Here is a 14,007-nt window from a genome sequence, read left to right on the forward strand (position 1 = left end):
GTCACCGGGTCGTGGTGGGGTGCAGCCAGCCGGCGATGTCCTTCAGGCCGTCCACGAGCTCCACCCCGCCGATGCCGTAGATCTTGCTCGCGCTGAACAGCCTGACCTTGCCGTCGCGTACGGCCGGGAGCTTCCGTACGGCCGGGTTGTCCATGACGGCGCTGAACGACTTCTCGCCGGCGCCCATCACGTCGATCAGCATGATCATGTCGGGGTCCGCCGCGACCACCTGCTCGGGGCTCACCGGCATCGTGTGGGTGTATCCGGCCTCGACCGCGGCGTTCACTCCCCCGGCCGCGTCGACGAGCGCGGACGTCAGCACGTTGGTGGCGCTCACGTACACCTTGCCGCCCATGTTCGGCATGATCAGCACGGACGGGCGCTCCGTGACGGAGGCCACCTGCTCGCGCACCGCGGCCATGCCGCTGTCGATGCGGGAGACCAGTTCCGCTGCCTTGGCCTCGGCGTCCAGTGCCCTGCCGATGAGCGTGATGTTGTCGGCGACGTCCTTCGGCGTCTGCCAGTTGTTGGTGAGGGTGAGGACCGGGACTCCTGCCTGGGTCAGCGCCGCCGACGCGTCGGTCTCCCCCGTGTGCCGTGCGGTGACGACGACGAGATCGGGGTTCCACGACAGGACCTGCTCGGGGTCGGGGTTGACGCCGTCCGGGATGACGTGGGGGACGTGGGCGAAGTCCTGCACGCGCACGCTGGTCGACGGGCGCTGGGACGAGCTGGGGACGGCGATGACCGGGCCGATGCCCACGAGTTCGTCGACGGCGGTGGCCGCGTCGGGCGAGAGCACCGCGATGCGTTCCGGCCGGGACTTCAGCACCAACGGCTGGTCCTGTCCCGGCACGGGGAGGGAGAGGGGATAGGCGGCTGTGGAGGTGGCCTGCGCAGGGGTGGCCTGCGTGGAGGTGGCCTGTGTGGAGCCGCATCCGGCGAGGAGGGAGACGGCCGCGACCGACAGCAGCAGGCGCCGGGCGGCCCTGCCTGGTGAGGTGAACATCATCTGATTTCCTGAATCTGACTGGCGCCGCCCTCGGGCGGCGCTGTTTCGAGGTTGTGCAGCGCGGTGACCCTGCGCGCGCGGGTGTCCTCGTCGTCGCGCACCGTGGCACGGACCCGGTAGGTCCCGGCGAGCCGCGCCTCCGTCAGGACGTGGTCCGGCTCGCCACTGGCACGGACCCGTCCCCCGTCGAGGAGCACGACGCGGTCGCAGAAGCGTGACGCGTGGTTGAGGTCGTGGAGGACGACCGCGATGCCGCGCCCCTGGGCGGCCTGGTCACGCAGCAGCCGCAGCACGTGCAGCTGGCGATGGAGGTCGAGCGCGGCCGTCGGCTCGTCGAGCAGGATCACCCGGGGCTCCTGGGCCATCGCCCGCGCGAGCTGGACGAGCTGGCGCTCCCCGCCGGAGAGCCTGGCGACCGGCGCGGCCCCCAGGTGCGCCGCGCCCACCGTGTCGAGCGCCGCGTCGGCCACGCGGTAGGCGGCCGCGGGGGTGGGGCCGACCCGGTGGTGGCGGGCGTACCTGCCCATCGCGACCACCTCGCGCGCCGGGAGGTCGAACGGCATCGCGGTGTCCTGCGGGATGTAGGCAAGGAGCCGGGCCAGCTCACGCGGTCTGCTTCTGGCCACCGGCAGGTCGCCCAGCCGGACCTCTCCCGAGTAAGCGGGGAGCATGCCCGCCATCGACCGCACCAGGGTGCTCTTGCCGGCGCCGTTCGGGCCGATGAGGCCGACCACCTCACCCGCGCCGACGTCCAGGCTCACCTCGTCGACGACGCGCCTGCCGGACAGCCGTACCACCAGTGCGCGTACGCGGAGCAGCGCGTTCACCTGCCCGCCTCCTGCCCTTGGGGGCGCAGGACGAGCAGCAGCAGGATCGGCGCGCCGAGCAGCGCCGTCACCACTCCGGTCTGCAGCGACACCGGGGAGAACAGCAGGCGCGCGACCAGGTCGGCGACCGTGAGGAACAGCGCGCCGAACAGCGCGGACGCGGGCAGGAGCAGCCGGTGGTCGCTCGACACCGCCAGCCGCACGATGTGCGGCACGACGAGACCGACGAAACCGATGATGCCGGTCACCGAGACGATCGCACCGGTGACCACGGCGGCGACGAGCAGCAGGAACCGCCGGGTGCGGACGGCGTCCAGGCCGACGGAGCGCGACTGCTCGTCGCCGAGCAGCATGACGTTGAGCTCGCGGGCGCACATCAGGATGACCGCGCAGCCCACGAGCGCGGGTGCCGCCGCGGGCGCCAGGTCGGACCAGCCGGCGGCCGAGAGGTCGCCCTGCAGCCAGAAGACGGCACTGCGGACGGTCTGCGCGTCGGGGGCGTTGCTGATGATCGCGCCGACGACGGCGCCCAGGATGGCGGTCAGCGCCGTACCGGCCAGCAGGACGGTGATCGGCGAGCGGTCCTTGCGGAACGTGGCGATCGTCTGGACCACCACGAGCGCCACCAGCGAGCCGCAGAAGGCGGCGGCCGGCAGGGTCCACCGGCCGAACGCGTCCGCGCCGGTGACCAGCACCAGCACCGCGCCGACCGCGCCGCCGCTGGAGACGCCGGTGATGCCCGGGTCGGCCAGCGGGTTGCGGAACAGCGCCTGCATCATGGCGCCGACCACGGCGAGCCCTGCTCCGGCGACCATGGCGAGCAGGACACGGGGCAGCCGGATGTCGCTGACCACCGACGCGAAGCGCTCCGGTACGTCGGCGTGGATGCCGATGCCGTTCAGCAGGATCCGGCAGGTGTCGAGGAAAGGGATCCGTACGGGACCCAGGGAGATCGCGACCACCGCGGCGACGACCAGCAGGACGGCGAGGACCGGGAGCGCGGAGACCCGTCGCCACTTTCCGACCCAGACATGGCTACCACTCATTGACTTGTACGACTCAACTCTCCATACCAACCCAAAAGCCGTGGAACGCTCGAAACCCTAACACAAGAAACGAAAACCGTTTTCATTTCACCGGGTGCGTGCGGTGTCAGTCGCCATGTCAGGGCGGCGACAGGGCGGCATCAGGGCGGTCGGCGAAGGTTGGAGCCATGAACGGGGCGGCCTGACAGCTCAGGCAGCACCATCACGGGTCCGATCACCTGCACGAAGGAGCCACCATGTCCGTCACCCTCAACGACCAGGACACCCAGACCCTGCGCGTCGCCGCCTGGGGCGCCGTCTCGCTGATGTCGGCCGCCGGCGCCGCCGGCTCGGCGCACCGAGCCGGCACCGAAGGCTCCATCGCCCTGACGTCCGCGACCGGGCTGGTCGGTCACGCGCTGTCGAAAGCGCCCAAGGGCGTGAAGTACGGCAAGACCGTCGCGGAACTCGCCGACCAGGTGCTGCCGGCCCTGACCGCATCCATGAACCTGCTCAGGCAGCAGGCCACGGCCGAGGCCGACAACTTCCGCCGCACTGTCGTCGTCGCCGTCGAAGCGGCCACCCGCAACCAGAAGGGCGACCCCAGCCCCACCATGGCCGAGATGGCCCGCAAGATCATCGTCGCGCTCGACGCCGCCTGATCCGATGCCGGCTCCTGGTCACGGGGTCCCTTCCGGACCCCGTGACGGCGGGCCAGGCCCCGCCCACCACCCACCACCCTCGCAAGGGAGCACACCGCCGTGTCCGTCACCATGAACAACCAGAACCAGCAGGACCGCCCGGAGCTGCAGGCGATCATGCAATGGCTCGTCGATTCCGGGATGACCGGCATACAGCTGCGCGTGCACGACGCGCGAGGCGAGTGGGCCGGCAGCGCCGGCGTACGCGAGCTGGGCGAGACCGCCAAGCCACCGACGAACGGGTCGTTCCGGATCGGCAGCACCACCAAGACCTTCGTCGCGACCCTGGTGCTGCAGCTGGCGGCCGAAGGCAGGATCGAACTGGACGGCCCGGTGGCCGACCACCTGCCCGAGTTCGGGCTGGACCGGCGGATCACCGTCCGGATGCTGTTGCAGCACACCAGCGGGCTGTTCAACTTCACCGGCGAGTACTACGAGGACGGCACGATCGCGCCGGGAATCGTCTGGGCGGGCCGGGAATGGGTCGAGGGCCGCTTCAGGACCTATCAGCCGCAGGAGCTGGTGGCGCTGGCCCTGGCCAAGCCGGCCCGGTTCGAGCCGGGTGCCGACTGGAGCTACTCCAACACCAACTACGTGCTGGCCCGGCTGCTGATCGAGAGTGTCACCGGCCGCTCGTTCGCCGAGGAGCTGCAGCGGCTGATCCTGGGGCCGCTCGGCATGTCGGACACCATCGCGCCGGGCACCTCGACGGAGCTCCCCGAGCCGCACGCCCACGCCTACTACCGCTACGAGGACGGCGGCCAGGAGAGGACGGTCGACGTCACCAGCCAGAACCCCTCGTGGATCTCCGCCGGCGGCGACATGATCTCGACCACCCAGGACCTGCACACGTTCATCTCGGCGCTGATGGGCGGCCGGCTCCTGCCGGCCTCGCTGCTGGCCGAGATGCGCGACCCGCACCCGAAGATCGGTTACGGCCTCGGGCTGTTCGCGCAGGAACTGAGCAGCGGCGGCACCGTCTTCCACCACAACGGCGGCATCGACGGCTACGCGGCGCTGATGTACAGCACGCCCGACGGCGACATGACCCTGACCGCCTCGCTGACCTATGTCGACGACGCCGCACAGTCCCTGGCGGGGACGTTCCAGCAGTCGCTGCAGAAGCTCGTCGACGAGGTGTTCAACGGCGCGCGGCCAGGGCGCTAGCCCGCGTCGGGGCGGCGGGTGGTGGTGAAGCGGCGTTGGTAGGCGGCGGGGCTGATGGAGAGCTTCCTGGCGAAGACGCGGCGCATGCTCTCGTAGCTGGGGAACCCGGCGAGTGTCGCCGCTCGGGTGGCGGTGTGTCCCTGGTCGAGCAGCGCCCTGGCCATGTCGAAGCGGATGTTCTCCACATAGCGGGCCGGTGTCGTGGACAGCTCGTCCTGGAAGATCCGGGTGAGGTGGCGGGTGCTCACGTTGAGGTGTCTGGCGAGTTCGCCGGGTGAGTGGTCGTCGCCCGGGTTCGCCGTCACCAGGTCGGTGATCTTGCGGAGGGCCGGTGAGCGCGGCGGCGGCCCCTGCAGCGGCGCCGAGAACTGCGACTGGCCGCCAGCGCGCTGCATGTACACGACGAGGGCGCGGGCGACGTCGCGTGCCAGGTCGGGCCCGTGGTCGTCCTCGACGAGGGCGAGCGCCAGGTCGATGCCGGCGGTCACCCCCGCCGACGTGTACATGGCCCCGTCGCGGACGTAGATCGCGTCCGGCTCGACGTGGCACGTCGGGTACCGGGCGGCGAGGACGTGCGCCACCTTCCAGTGCGTGGTCGCGCGCCGGCCGTCGAGGAGGCCCGCGGCGGCGAGGACGAACGCCCCCGTGCAGATCGACGCGACGCGGCCGGCCTTCGCCGCCAGTGTCCGCGCGGCGTCGGACAGGTTGTCGGGGACCGGCGCGACGCGCGGGTAGAGGTCCGACCCGGGCACCAGCACCGTGTCACAGGCAAGCTCCGGCGAGACGGCGCCGTCGGCCGCGACCCGTACTCCGAGGCTCGTCGTGACCTCGGCGCCGGTCGGCGACAACAACTCGATCCGGTACGCGGCCCCGAACCGATTCGCCTCCTTGAACACCTCCGCCGGACCTGCGACGTCCAGCAGCGTCACCCCGTCGTAGGCGAGCACGGCGACGCGATGGCCGGCGCCGCTCGAAGCCGCTCGGCGGCCGGCCGGGTGCGGGTGCGGCGCAGGTGGCATGGACACGGACCCTTAGTAGCACACCGCCATGAAAGCCCGGCCGCGCACCTGAGGCCGTACCTCAAGCCGTCCCGATCTCACGGGGGTGTGGCTCGGCCTCGGGGCCGGGCGGTGTGGGGGTGTCTGGATATGGGTGGTTTGTGGCCGTACGGAGGCGGCGCCGCGCACCGACAGGCGGGCAGCATGGCCAATCGGACATAAGGCTTATTACATCCGAAAGGCCCAAATATCGTGACAACGGAACTGAAGATCCCCGACACGGCCGCGGCCGATGAGGTGACCAGGCTCATCCAGGAGACGACCAATCCGCTCATCTATCACCACTCCCGGCGGGTCTACTTCTTCGGCCTGATGCACGCCCGCAAGCTCAACCTGAACCCGGATCCCGAGCTGCTCTACCTGGCCGCCATGTTCCACGACACCGGCCTGCTGGCACCCTTCGCCGACGTCGAGCAGCGCTTCGAGGTCGACGGCGCCGACCACGCGCGCGCGTTCCTCCTGGACCGGGGCTTCTCGACGTCCGCCGCGCAGACCGTCTGGACGGCGATCGCGCTGCACACCACGCCGGGCGTCCCCGACCGGATGGGCCCGGAGATCGCGACCCTGTACCTCGGCGTCCTGACCGACGTGCTCGGGTTCGACCTAGAAGGGCTGGAAGGCGACCAGCTGGCCGGGGTCCTCGCCGTCCACCCGCGAGGCGACTTCAAGAACGAGTTCCTGCGGGCCTACCTGAAGGGGATCAAGGACCGCCCCGAGACCACGAACGGCACCGTGAACTCCGACGTGCTCGAACACTTCATCCCCGGCTTCCGGCGCACGTCGATGGTCGAGCGGGTCCTCGGAGCACCCTGGCCGAGCTGACCGCCCCACGCAGACACTTCCATGAGCATCGACGTACGGAGCACCATGAACCCCGAGGACTCCCACCGGCTGCTCCAGATGATCAGCGGCCACGCGGTGGCGCAGATCGTCCGGACCGCGGCGACCCTCTCGATCGTCGACCACGTCGCCGCCGGGGCGCGTACGGCCGACGAGGTCGCAGCACGGGCGGCCACGCATCCGGCCACGACCTACCGCCTGATGCGCGCGTGCGCCTCGATCGGGCTGCTCGCCCACGAGGGGGACGGCGAGTTCGCCACCACCCCCATGGGCGAGCTGCTGCGGGAGGGGGTTCCTGGGTCGCTGCGCGACACCACCCTCCACCTGGCGGGCTACTCGACGTGGCTGAGCTGGGCGTACCTTCCCGACGCCGTACGCGAGGGCAGGTCGCAGGTGCGCAGGGCGCTGGGCACGGACCAGTTCACCTACTTCGCCCAGCATCCGGACGAGGGCGACGCCTTCGCCGCCAGCGGGGCGAGCATGTCGGAGGTCGTGGCCGCCGAGGCGGCGAGTTTGCTGGACCTGTCGGGCATCTCGTCGGCCGTCGACGTGGGCGGCGCCAACGGCCGGCTCGTCCTCGGGCTGATGCGCGAGCATCCCGAACTGCGCGGCGTCGTCCTCGACCTCCCGCACGTGACCGGCGCGGCGGCCCGTGCCGCCGCGGCGCTCGGCCTGTCCGACCGGTTCAGCGTGGTGGACGGCGACTTCTTCGACGCGGTTCCCGCCGCGGACCTGTACCTGCTGAAGTGGATCCTGCACGACTGGGACGACGAGGCGTGCGTCCGCGTGCTGCGCAACTGCCGGGCCGCGGCCCGGCCGGGAGCGCGGGCCGTCGTCTTCGAGGCCGTGCTCGGCGAGGTCGGCACGCCCGACTTCGGCGCCGTGGCCGACCTCAACATGCTGTCGGTCACCGACGGAGGCAGGGAACGGCACCTGCACGAGTACGACGCCCTGTTCGAGGCCGCGGGATGGCGCCGGGTCTCGGCGCGGTCCACGCGCTCACCGCTGTGGATCATGGAACTCGAGACCGCCTGACGCCGCCGTACAGGAAGGAACGGCGACGTCCTCGACCGCTCGGCCGCGCTCGTACGCGCGGCCGGCGCGCTCCCGGCAGGACGGTCATCAGGGTGACCGCTAGATGGTCGGCGGCCCCTGCTCGACGCGGCGGAGCACGGGGCCGAGCTGGTCGAGGTCCTTGCCGCGGATGTGCTGGCGTTCGTCCCACCAGGTCGCGCCGGCGTCGGCGAGCGGGCCGATCAGGTCGCGCGCCCTGGCGGGGTCGGCGGGGCTCTCCCCGCCGACGACGATGTCAAAGGGGGTGTCGCGGCCGGCGTCGCGGTGCTCGTGGACGAAGGCGGCGAGGTCGCGGACCTCGTCCGCGGGGGGCGCCTCACCGTGCGTGGCGGAGGCGAACAGCGGCACCGCTCCGTCCCAGCGCGCGGCTCGGCGCATCGGACGCCGGCGCGGCCAGTACCCGGCGATCCAGACGGGCGGGTGGGGGCGCTGCACCGTGGCGGGCAGCAGCGTCACGTCGCGCACCTGGAAGTGGCGCCCCTCGTGGTTCACCGGCTCGCCCGACCAGTAGCTCCGCAGCAGGTCCAGCCCCTCGTCCAGGCGTTCGGCGAGCACGACGGGGTCGGTCGGCTCGCCGAAGCTGCCGTACTCGTCGTCGATCGGGGCGCCCAGGCCGGCCCCGAAGATGACCCGTCCGCCGCTGAGCGCGTCGAGGGTGGCCACCTGGCGGGCGAGTTGCTGCGGGCGGCGGCGGGCGACCGGGGTGATCAGCGTGCCCAGCCGGATGCGGGAGGTCACCAACGCCGCGGCGGTCAGCAGCATCCACGGATCGCCGAAGGTCCGTCGTGCCTGCTTGCGGTGGACGATGTGGTCCCAGACGAACAGGGCGTCCCACCCCGCCTGCTCGGCCGCCACGGCCACCGATGCGACGGTCCTGGCGTCCGCGAAGTCCCCGAAGTTCGGGATGTTGATCGAATAGCGCACCTTGGCATCCTCCCTCAGCCGTCCGGGGCCGCGATGCTCCACGTGAAACATGGGCCCGATCGGCGGGATGGCCGTCCGTCTGGGGCATTTCATCCCCCGATAACCGCCGACGCACCATATGCCGTCTAGCTTCACGCTAGTGCCATACGATGAAAAATCTCCCCCCTTTGGCAGCGCTGTTCCACCCATGCCGCCCCCGAAGACAGGTTGGATTTTGAGAGTTCGGACCCCCGCCCGACCACAGTTGGCCACCCTCCCCCGCCAGGACCGGTTGTACGAGATCGACCTGTTGCGGATCATCGCGGCCGTCGCGGTGATGGTGTACCACTACGGTTTCGCCGACTACGCCGGCGGGCTCACGAAGGAGCAGTACGCGGGGCTGGACGTCGTGGTCCGCTACGGCTACCTGGGCGTCGACCTGTTCTTCCTGATCAGCGGCTTCGTCGTCCTGCTCAGCGCGTTCGGCAGGACGCCCCGCCAGTTCGTCACCTCGCGGGTCACCCGGCTCTACCCGGCCTACTGGGTCGCCGTCACCTTCACGGCGCTGACGCTGGTGCTGCTCAGCCAGGGACAGTTCACGGTCACGCCGCTGCAGTTCGCCGCGAACGCCACCATGGCCAACTCGCTCGTCGACCAGCCGAACATCGACGTCGTCTACTGGACGCTCTGGAGCGAACTGCGCTTCTACGTGCTCGTCTTCGCCCTCGTCTGCTTCGGGGTCACCAAGAACCGCGTGCTCTGGGCCCTGTGGACCTGGCTGGGCATCACGTTCCTGCTGCACGCCTCGGTGCTGCCGGGAGCGGCGCAGAACCTGCTGTCGCTGGTGTTCCAGCCCGACTGGGCGCAGTACTTCATCGCAGGCATGGCCCTGTGCCTGGTGTACCGGTTCGGGCCGTCGCTCCAACCCGTCCTGATCTTCCTGATCTCGTACGGCTACGCCGTCGTCGTGGCGCTCGACTTCGCCGACGACGTCGCGGCGCGTTACCAGACCACGATCAACCTCATCGTCGTCCTCGCCTTGGTGGCCGCCGCGTTCGCGGTGATGATGTACGTCGCGCTCCGGCTGACCGGGCGTTTCGCGCGGCCGTGGTTCGCCGCGCTCGGAGCCCTCACGTACCCCCTCTACCTCGTGCACGACCGGGTCGGCGTGGTGCTGTTCAACCGGCTGGACACCGTGCTGAACCCCTGGGTGGTCCTCGGTCTCGTCGTCGCTCTCATGGTGGGGCTGGCCTGGGCCGCCCATCGCTACGTCGAACGCCCCTTCGCCCCGGTGCTCAAACGCGCCGTCACCCGAGTCCTCAGCGCGAAGCCCGCCTCCACCTGACGACTGACGAAATTCGTTTTTCGTCAGTCGTCAGGTAGTGTTCCAGGTGTCGGGCATGCCCGCCCGGCCTCACAGAACTGGAGCAGCCATGCAGAAGCGCACGTTGGGCGCCAACGGCCCGCAGGTGTCCGTCCTCGGGCTGGGCGCCATGGGCATGTCCGACCTGTACGGCCCCGCCGACGATGCCGAGAGCGTCGCCACCCTGCACGCCGCGATCGACGCCGGCATCACGCTGATCGACACCGGCGACTTCTACGGCTCCGGCCACAACGAACTGCTGATCCGCGACGCGCTCCGGCAGCGGAACCGCGACGACGTGGTCATCAGCGTCAAGTTCGGCAGCCGCCGCACGCCGGACGGCGCGTTCCAGCCGGCCCCCGTCGAGACCGACCCCGTCGCGGTCAAGGACCGGCTCGCGTACACGCTGCGCCGGCTCGGCACCGACCACGTCGACATCTACCGTCCGAGTCGGCTCAACCCGGACGTCCCGATCGAGGACACCGTCGGCGCCATCGCCGAGATGGTCCAGGCCGGGTACGTCCGCCACATCGGCCTGTCGGAGGTCGGCGCGGAGACCCTGCGCCGGGCGGCCGCCGTGCACCCGATCAGTGACCTGCAGATCGAGTACTCCCTGCTGGTCCGCGGCGTCGAGCAGGCGATCCTGCCCGCCGCCCGCGAACTCGGGACGGGCATCACCGCGTACGGCGTGCTCGCCCGCGGCCTGCTGTCGGGACACTGGACGCCTGAACGCGCCCTGTCCGGCAACGACTTCCGCGGCATGGTCCCGCGCTTCCAGGGCGACAACCTCACGGCGAACCTGGCCCTGGTCGAGGCCCTGCGCAAGGTGGCCGACACCATCGGCGCGAGCGTCGCGCAGGTCGCCATCGCCTGGGTGGCCTCCCGTGGCGCCGACATCGTGCCGCTCGTCGGCGCCCGCAACCGCGTGCGCCTCCAGGAGTCGCTGGCCGCCGCCGACCTCGTCCTCAGCGACCACGACCTGGCCGCGATCGAGGCCGCGGTCCCGGCCGGGGCCGCCGCGGGCGAGCGCTACCCCGCCGCCCAGATGGCCCTGCTGGACAGCGAACGCTGAACGATTCCGGGCTGCCGGCGGACCGTAAACTGCACGGTGCCCGACCCCGTCAGCACTCAGGAGGCCCCGTGGCCGACACCGTTCTCACCAGGCAGCAGATCCTCGACGCCACCGAGGACGTGCTGCGACGGTACGGACCGGCCAAGGCGACGGTCGCCGACGTCGCGCGCGCCCTGACCGTCAGCCCGGGCAGCATCTACCGCCACTTCCCGACCAAGTCGGCCCTGCGCGAGGCCGTCGCCGGTGACTGGCTCGACCGCGTCCACGGCGGCCTCAAGGAGATCGCGGCGCTGGACACCCCCGCGCCCGAACGCCTCAGGCAGTGGCTGACGACCCTCTTCCACTCCAAGAAGACCCACGCGCGCGACGAACCCGAGCTGTTCGGCATCTACACGCTCCTGGTCACCGAACACAGCGAGGTCGGCGTGGCCCACGTCCAGGACCTCGTCGCGCAGATCCGAGTGATCATCAGCTCGGGCATCGAGCGCGGCGAGTTCACCGGGTGCGACGCGGGCGTCGCGGCCACCGCCGTCTTCTCGGCGACGGCGCAGTTCCACAACCCCCTGCACGCCCGCGAATGGTCCTCCCCCGACATCGACCGCACCTTCGAAGCGGTGACCGACCTGTTGCTCGCCGGCCTGAGGTAAACGCGTCGACAGAGTCGTCGCCCGCCGCCTAGGGTGCCGCCCATGGCAGATGACCGGTGCGCCTGCGGCGCGGCCGCCGGGCCGCTGGGCCTGTGCGCGGACTACTACCACGCCATCCTGGCCGAGGAGCAGTCCGACCCCGAGATGTACTCCTGGCACGCGCCCGTGGTCTGCGCGTACCTCCTGCAGCATCCCGCCGAAGGGCACCGACGGTACCTCGACTTCCAGTTCCGCCTGCTGCAGCTCTACCTGGACCAAGGGCTCGACGCCCTGCATCGCGTGTCAGCTCATCAGGTGGCGCGCAACAACCACCGCTCACGCTCGAGCTACGACACGAGGTCCTTCGAGGGGTACGCCCCCCTTCCCCAGGACGGCTTTCCCCAGGGCTTTCGCGCCTCTTTCAGCGGGTTGCCGGCCGTGGACAGCAGCTTCGTCTTCGACGGGCATCCGGCGTACGGGCGACGTATCCAGACCATCGCCGAGGCGACCCTGGAGGCGTGGCGCACCGGTCAGCCACGATGAACGACCTTCTTCGTGGAACGGCCGGGGTAGACGACGATCAGGTGCTCCTCGGCGGACATGTCCGGGTGGCGCGGGCGCAGGCGTGAGTAGACACGCATCCGGTACGGGCCGGGGCCCGCGACGGCGAGGTTGGGCAGCGGCTCGACCGCCCCGCTGTCGCCGCCCTCCGGGTACGGCGGCACGACCAACCGGCCACTACGGCTCCGGACGCCCACCTCCACCACATCGCGCCAGCCCTTGAGACGGAGCGGCGGCGCCGACCGGAACGCCTTGACCGTGAGACACATCGGCCTGTCGGTGTGGGTCAGCACGACGGCGGCGCTGCCGGCAGCGTCGACGATCCCGTCCTCCGGGAAAGGGTCTTCTTCTCCGATGCCGTCCCGGTCGTCCCGGACGGCGTAGCCGCCTCCTTCGCCGAACAGGTACGCGGCCGTACCCTGCCTTCTGCCCCGCATCCTCGGCCAGGGGTCGGTGCAGCGGTCGCTCATCGCGGCGACCTCGGCCTCCCACGCCACGTACTCGCGCGCCCGTTCCTCCTGGTCCCGCATGGTCTCGACCCGCTGCCGGGCGACGACGTCGGGACACAGGAACTCGAGCGCATCGAGTCCGGCCGGGGTCAACACACCCTCCCGGTGGTCTCCCGCGCACAGCCGATCGCCGTACGCGAGGACGTGCTGGTCCGGCTCGTCCTCGCCGAACACCGGCCTGTCGAAGACGCCCGTCCTGGCCAGGCAGAGGTACGCCTGCCGCCGGTCCACCGGCCGGGTGTCGGCGTAGGGGCGGACCTGGTCGCCGCAGCCCACGTCCGTGCCGGTGAAGCTGTACCTGGCGCCTTCCTCGGCGCCGACCGCGGCGAGCGGCAGCGCGAGCGCGACGGCGAGCGGCAGCCGCGAGCCCCGGGCGGCGGCAGGCTGAGCGGCGGCGGGCTGCGGGGCGGACGTGCCGAGCTCGTGAGCGGTACGCGCCAGCCACACCGCGTTGACCAGGCCGATCGCGCCCACGGCGAGCGGCGCACCGGCGAACGACACGTACCCGGCCACGGTGGCGAGCAACGGGACGGCCAGCGGGCTGACCATCACGACCCGCCCACAGGTGATCGTGGTTTCACTCCAGCGTCCGTCGCGTCTCTGTCCGATGATCAGCAGCACCAGACCACCCATGCTCGCCACGCCCGGCAGGGCGAGCAGCACCGGCGTGCCGGCGCCGCTGAGGATCAGCGCCCACGAAGCCGGAACGCCGCCCAGGACGAGCACGAGGACGCTCACCCGGAGCCAGGCCGAGACCCCCGAGAAGACCCGCACCAGCAGGACCACCGTGACGACCCACACGGCATAGCCCAGAGCCGCGTCATAGACCCCGGACACCACCGCCTCGACCAGCTCCCAGAGCACCAGATCACCGGCGACACCGACGTAGAGCAGCCGCCGGAGCCACACCACGTCACGCGGCAACCCCTCGGCGAGCGGCAGCGCCGGACCCCGCAACACCTGCCAGAGCACCCAAGCGTTGAACCCGCACTTCGCGGCGAGCAACAGCCATAGCCAGCCGTCCTCCTCCCCGGAGGGGACGTACGTCAAGGCGCCCGCAGCCAACACCGACAGATCTCGGGTGACGGCAGCGAACACCCCCGCGCCGACCATCGCCACCAGGTAAACCCCGACAACGAGGGCAGCCACCCGCCCGAACCGGTACCGGCCGACATTCCGCAGCACGCTGCGGATCATCCCAGCGCCATGCCCCCGAAACCTGCCATGACCGAGATCGTTATAAGCCGGTCACGCCACCACCATGCCGAC

General features: G+C 70.9%; 14 protein-coding genes. 8 read left to right on the top strand and 6 right to left on the bottom strand.

The genetic code is table 11. The features are described from left to right. Nucleotide 1: 1 nt before the first annotated feature. Genes BLR04_RS25840 through BLR04_RS25850 form a run of 3 tightly spaced genes read right to left on the bottom strand, consistent with a single transcriptional unit; the run spans nt 2 to nt 2,885 of the window. Nucleotides 2-1,012 carry an ABC transporter substrate-binding protein gene (locus BLR04_RS25840; RefSeq protein WP_090769972.1) on the bottom strand — a complete coding sequence of 337 codons (1,011 nt, stop codon included), beginning with the start codon at nt 1,010-1,012 and terminating at the stop codon, nt 2-4. Next, on the bottom strand, nt 1,009-1,839 hold the full coding sequence (locus BLR04_RS25845; RefSeq protein WP_090769974.1) for an ABC transporter ATP-binding protein: 831 nt from the start codon (nt 1,837-1,839) through the stop codon (nt 1,009-1,011). Before BLR04_RS25845 ends, BLR04_RS25840 begins: the two co-directional genes overlap by 4 nt. Further along, a complete protein-coding gene (locus BLR04_RS25850; RefSeq protein ID WP_090769976.1) occupies nt 1,836-2,885 on the bottom strand; it encodes a FecCD family ABC transporter permease in 1,050 nt (349 codons plus the stop codon). The genes BLR04_RS25845 and BLR04_RS25850 overlap by 4 nt, the downstream gene beginning before the upstream one ends. 236 nt (nt 2,886-3,121) lie before the next feature. On the opposite strand from BLR04_RS25850, the gene BLR04_RS25855 reads away from it, so the two are divergent. Then, nucleotides 3,122-3,526, top strand: coding sequence for a hypothetical protein (locus BLR04_RS25855; protein ID WP_090769978.1), 405 nt, complete (start codon nt 3,122-3,124; stop codon nt 3,524-3,526). A gap of 99 nt (nt 3,527-3,625) precedes the next feature. Continuing rightward, nucleotides 3,626-4,732 carry a serine hydrolase domain-containing protein gene (locus BLR04_RS25860; RefSeq protein ID WP_090769980.1) on the top strand — a complete coding sequence of 369 codons (1,107 nt, stop codon included), beginning with the start codon at nt 3,626-3,628 and terminating at the stop codon, nt 4,730-4,732. On the opposite strand, the gene BLR04_RS25865 is transcribed toward BLR04_RS25860, so the two are convergent. Then, on the bottom strand, nt 4,729-5,751 hold the full coding sequence (locus BLR04_RS25865; protein ID WP_090769982.1) for a GlxA family transcriptional regulator: 1,023 nt from the start codon (nt 5,749-5,751) through the stop codon (nt 4,729-4,731). The genes BLR04_RS25860 and BLR04_RS25865 overlap by 4 nt on opposite strands. A gap of 231 nt (nt 5,752-5,982) precedes the next feature. On the opposite strand from BLR04_RS25865, the gene BLR04_RS25870 reads away from it, so the two are divergent. Both BLR04_RS25870 and BLR04_RS25875 read left to right on the top strand, forming a co-directional pair. Beyond that, entirely contained in the window at nt 5,983-6,612 is a 630-nt protein-coding gene (locus tag BLR04_RS25870; RefSeq protein WP_245740517.1) for an HD domain-containing protein, read from the top strand. 21 nt (nt 6,613-6,633) lie between these two features. Next, entirely contained in the window at nt 6,634-7,665 is a 1,032-nt protein-coding gene (locus BLR04_RS25875) for a methyltransferase (RefSeq protein WP_090769985.1), read from the top strand. 99 nt (nt 7,666-7,764) lie between these two features. Here the strand turns inward: BLR04_RS25875 and BLR04_RS25880 are convergent, their stop codons facing one another. Continuing rightward, on the bottom strand, nt 7,765-8,628 hold the full coding sequence (locus BLR04_RS25880) for an LLM class flavin-dependent oxidoreductase (RefSeq protein ID WP_090769987.1): 864 nt from the start codon (nt 8,626-8,628) through the stop codon (nt 7,765-7,767). Between the two features lie 214 nt (nt 8,629-8,842). Between BLR04_RS25880 and BLR04_RS25885 the strand changes: the two genes are divergently transcribed. The 4 genes from BLR04_RS25885 (at nt 8,843) to BLR04_RS25900 (ending at nt 12,211) form a co-directional block, all read left to right on the top strand. Continuing rightward, a complete protein-coding gene (locus BLR04_RS25885) occupies nt 8,843-9,952 on the top strand; it encodes an acyltransferase family protein (protein ID WP_176903283.1) in 1,110 nt (369 codons plus the stop codon). A gap of 88 nt (nt 9,953-10,040) precedes the next feature. After that, nucleotides 10,041-11,042: an aldo/keto reductase gene (locus BLR04_RS25890; protein WP_090769991.1), complete on the top strand. Its 1,002-nt coding sequence runs from the start codon at nt 10,041-10,043 to the stop codon at nt 11,040-11,042. Nucleotides 11,043-11,110: 68 nt separating this feature from the next. Continuing rightward, complete coding sequence (locus BLR04_RS25895; RefSeq protein WP_090769993.1) at nt 11,111-11,689, top strand: TetR/AcrR family transcriptional regulator; 579 nt, start codon at nt 11,111-11,113, stop codon at nt 11,687-11,689. Nucleotides 11,690-11,731: 42 nt separating this feature from the next. Then, a complete protein-coding gene (locus BLR04_RS25900) occupies nt 11,732-12,211 on the top strand; it encodes a DUF5946 family protein (protein ID WP_090769995.1) in 480 nt (159 codons plus the stop codon). Here BLR04_RS25900 and BLR04_RS25905 read toward each other — a convergent pair. Beyond that, nucleotides 12,199-13,923, bottom strand: a complete 1,725-nt coding sequence (locus BLR04_RS25905; protein ID WP_090769997.1) for a hypothetical protein — start codon at nt 13,921-13,923, stop codon at nt 12,199-12,201. The genes BLR04_RS25900 and BLR04_RS25905 overlap by 13 nt on opposite strands. Nucleotides 13,924-14,007 lie beyond the last annotated feature (84 nt).

It is taken from the genome of Nonomuraea maritima (assembly GCF_900100395.1).
Classification (GTDB): domain Bacteria; phylum Actinomycetota; class Actinomycetes; order Streptosporangiales; family Streptosporangiaceae; genus Nonomuraea; species Nonomuraea maritima.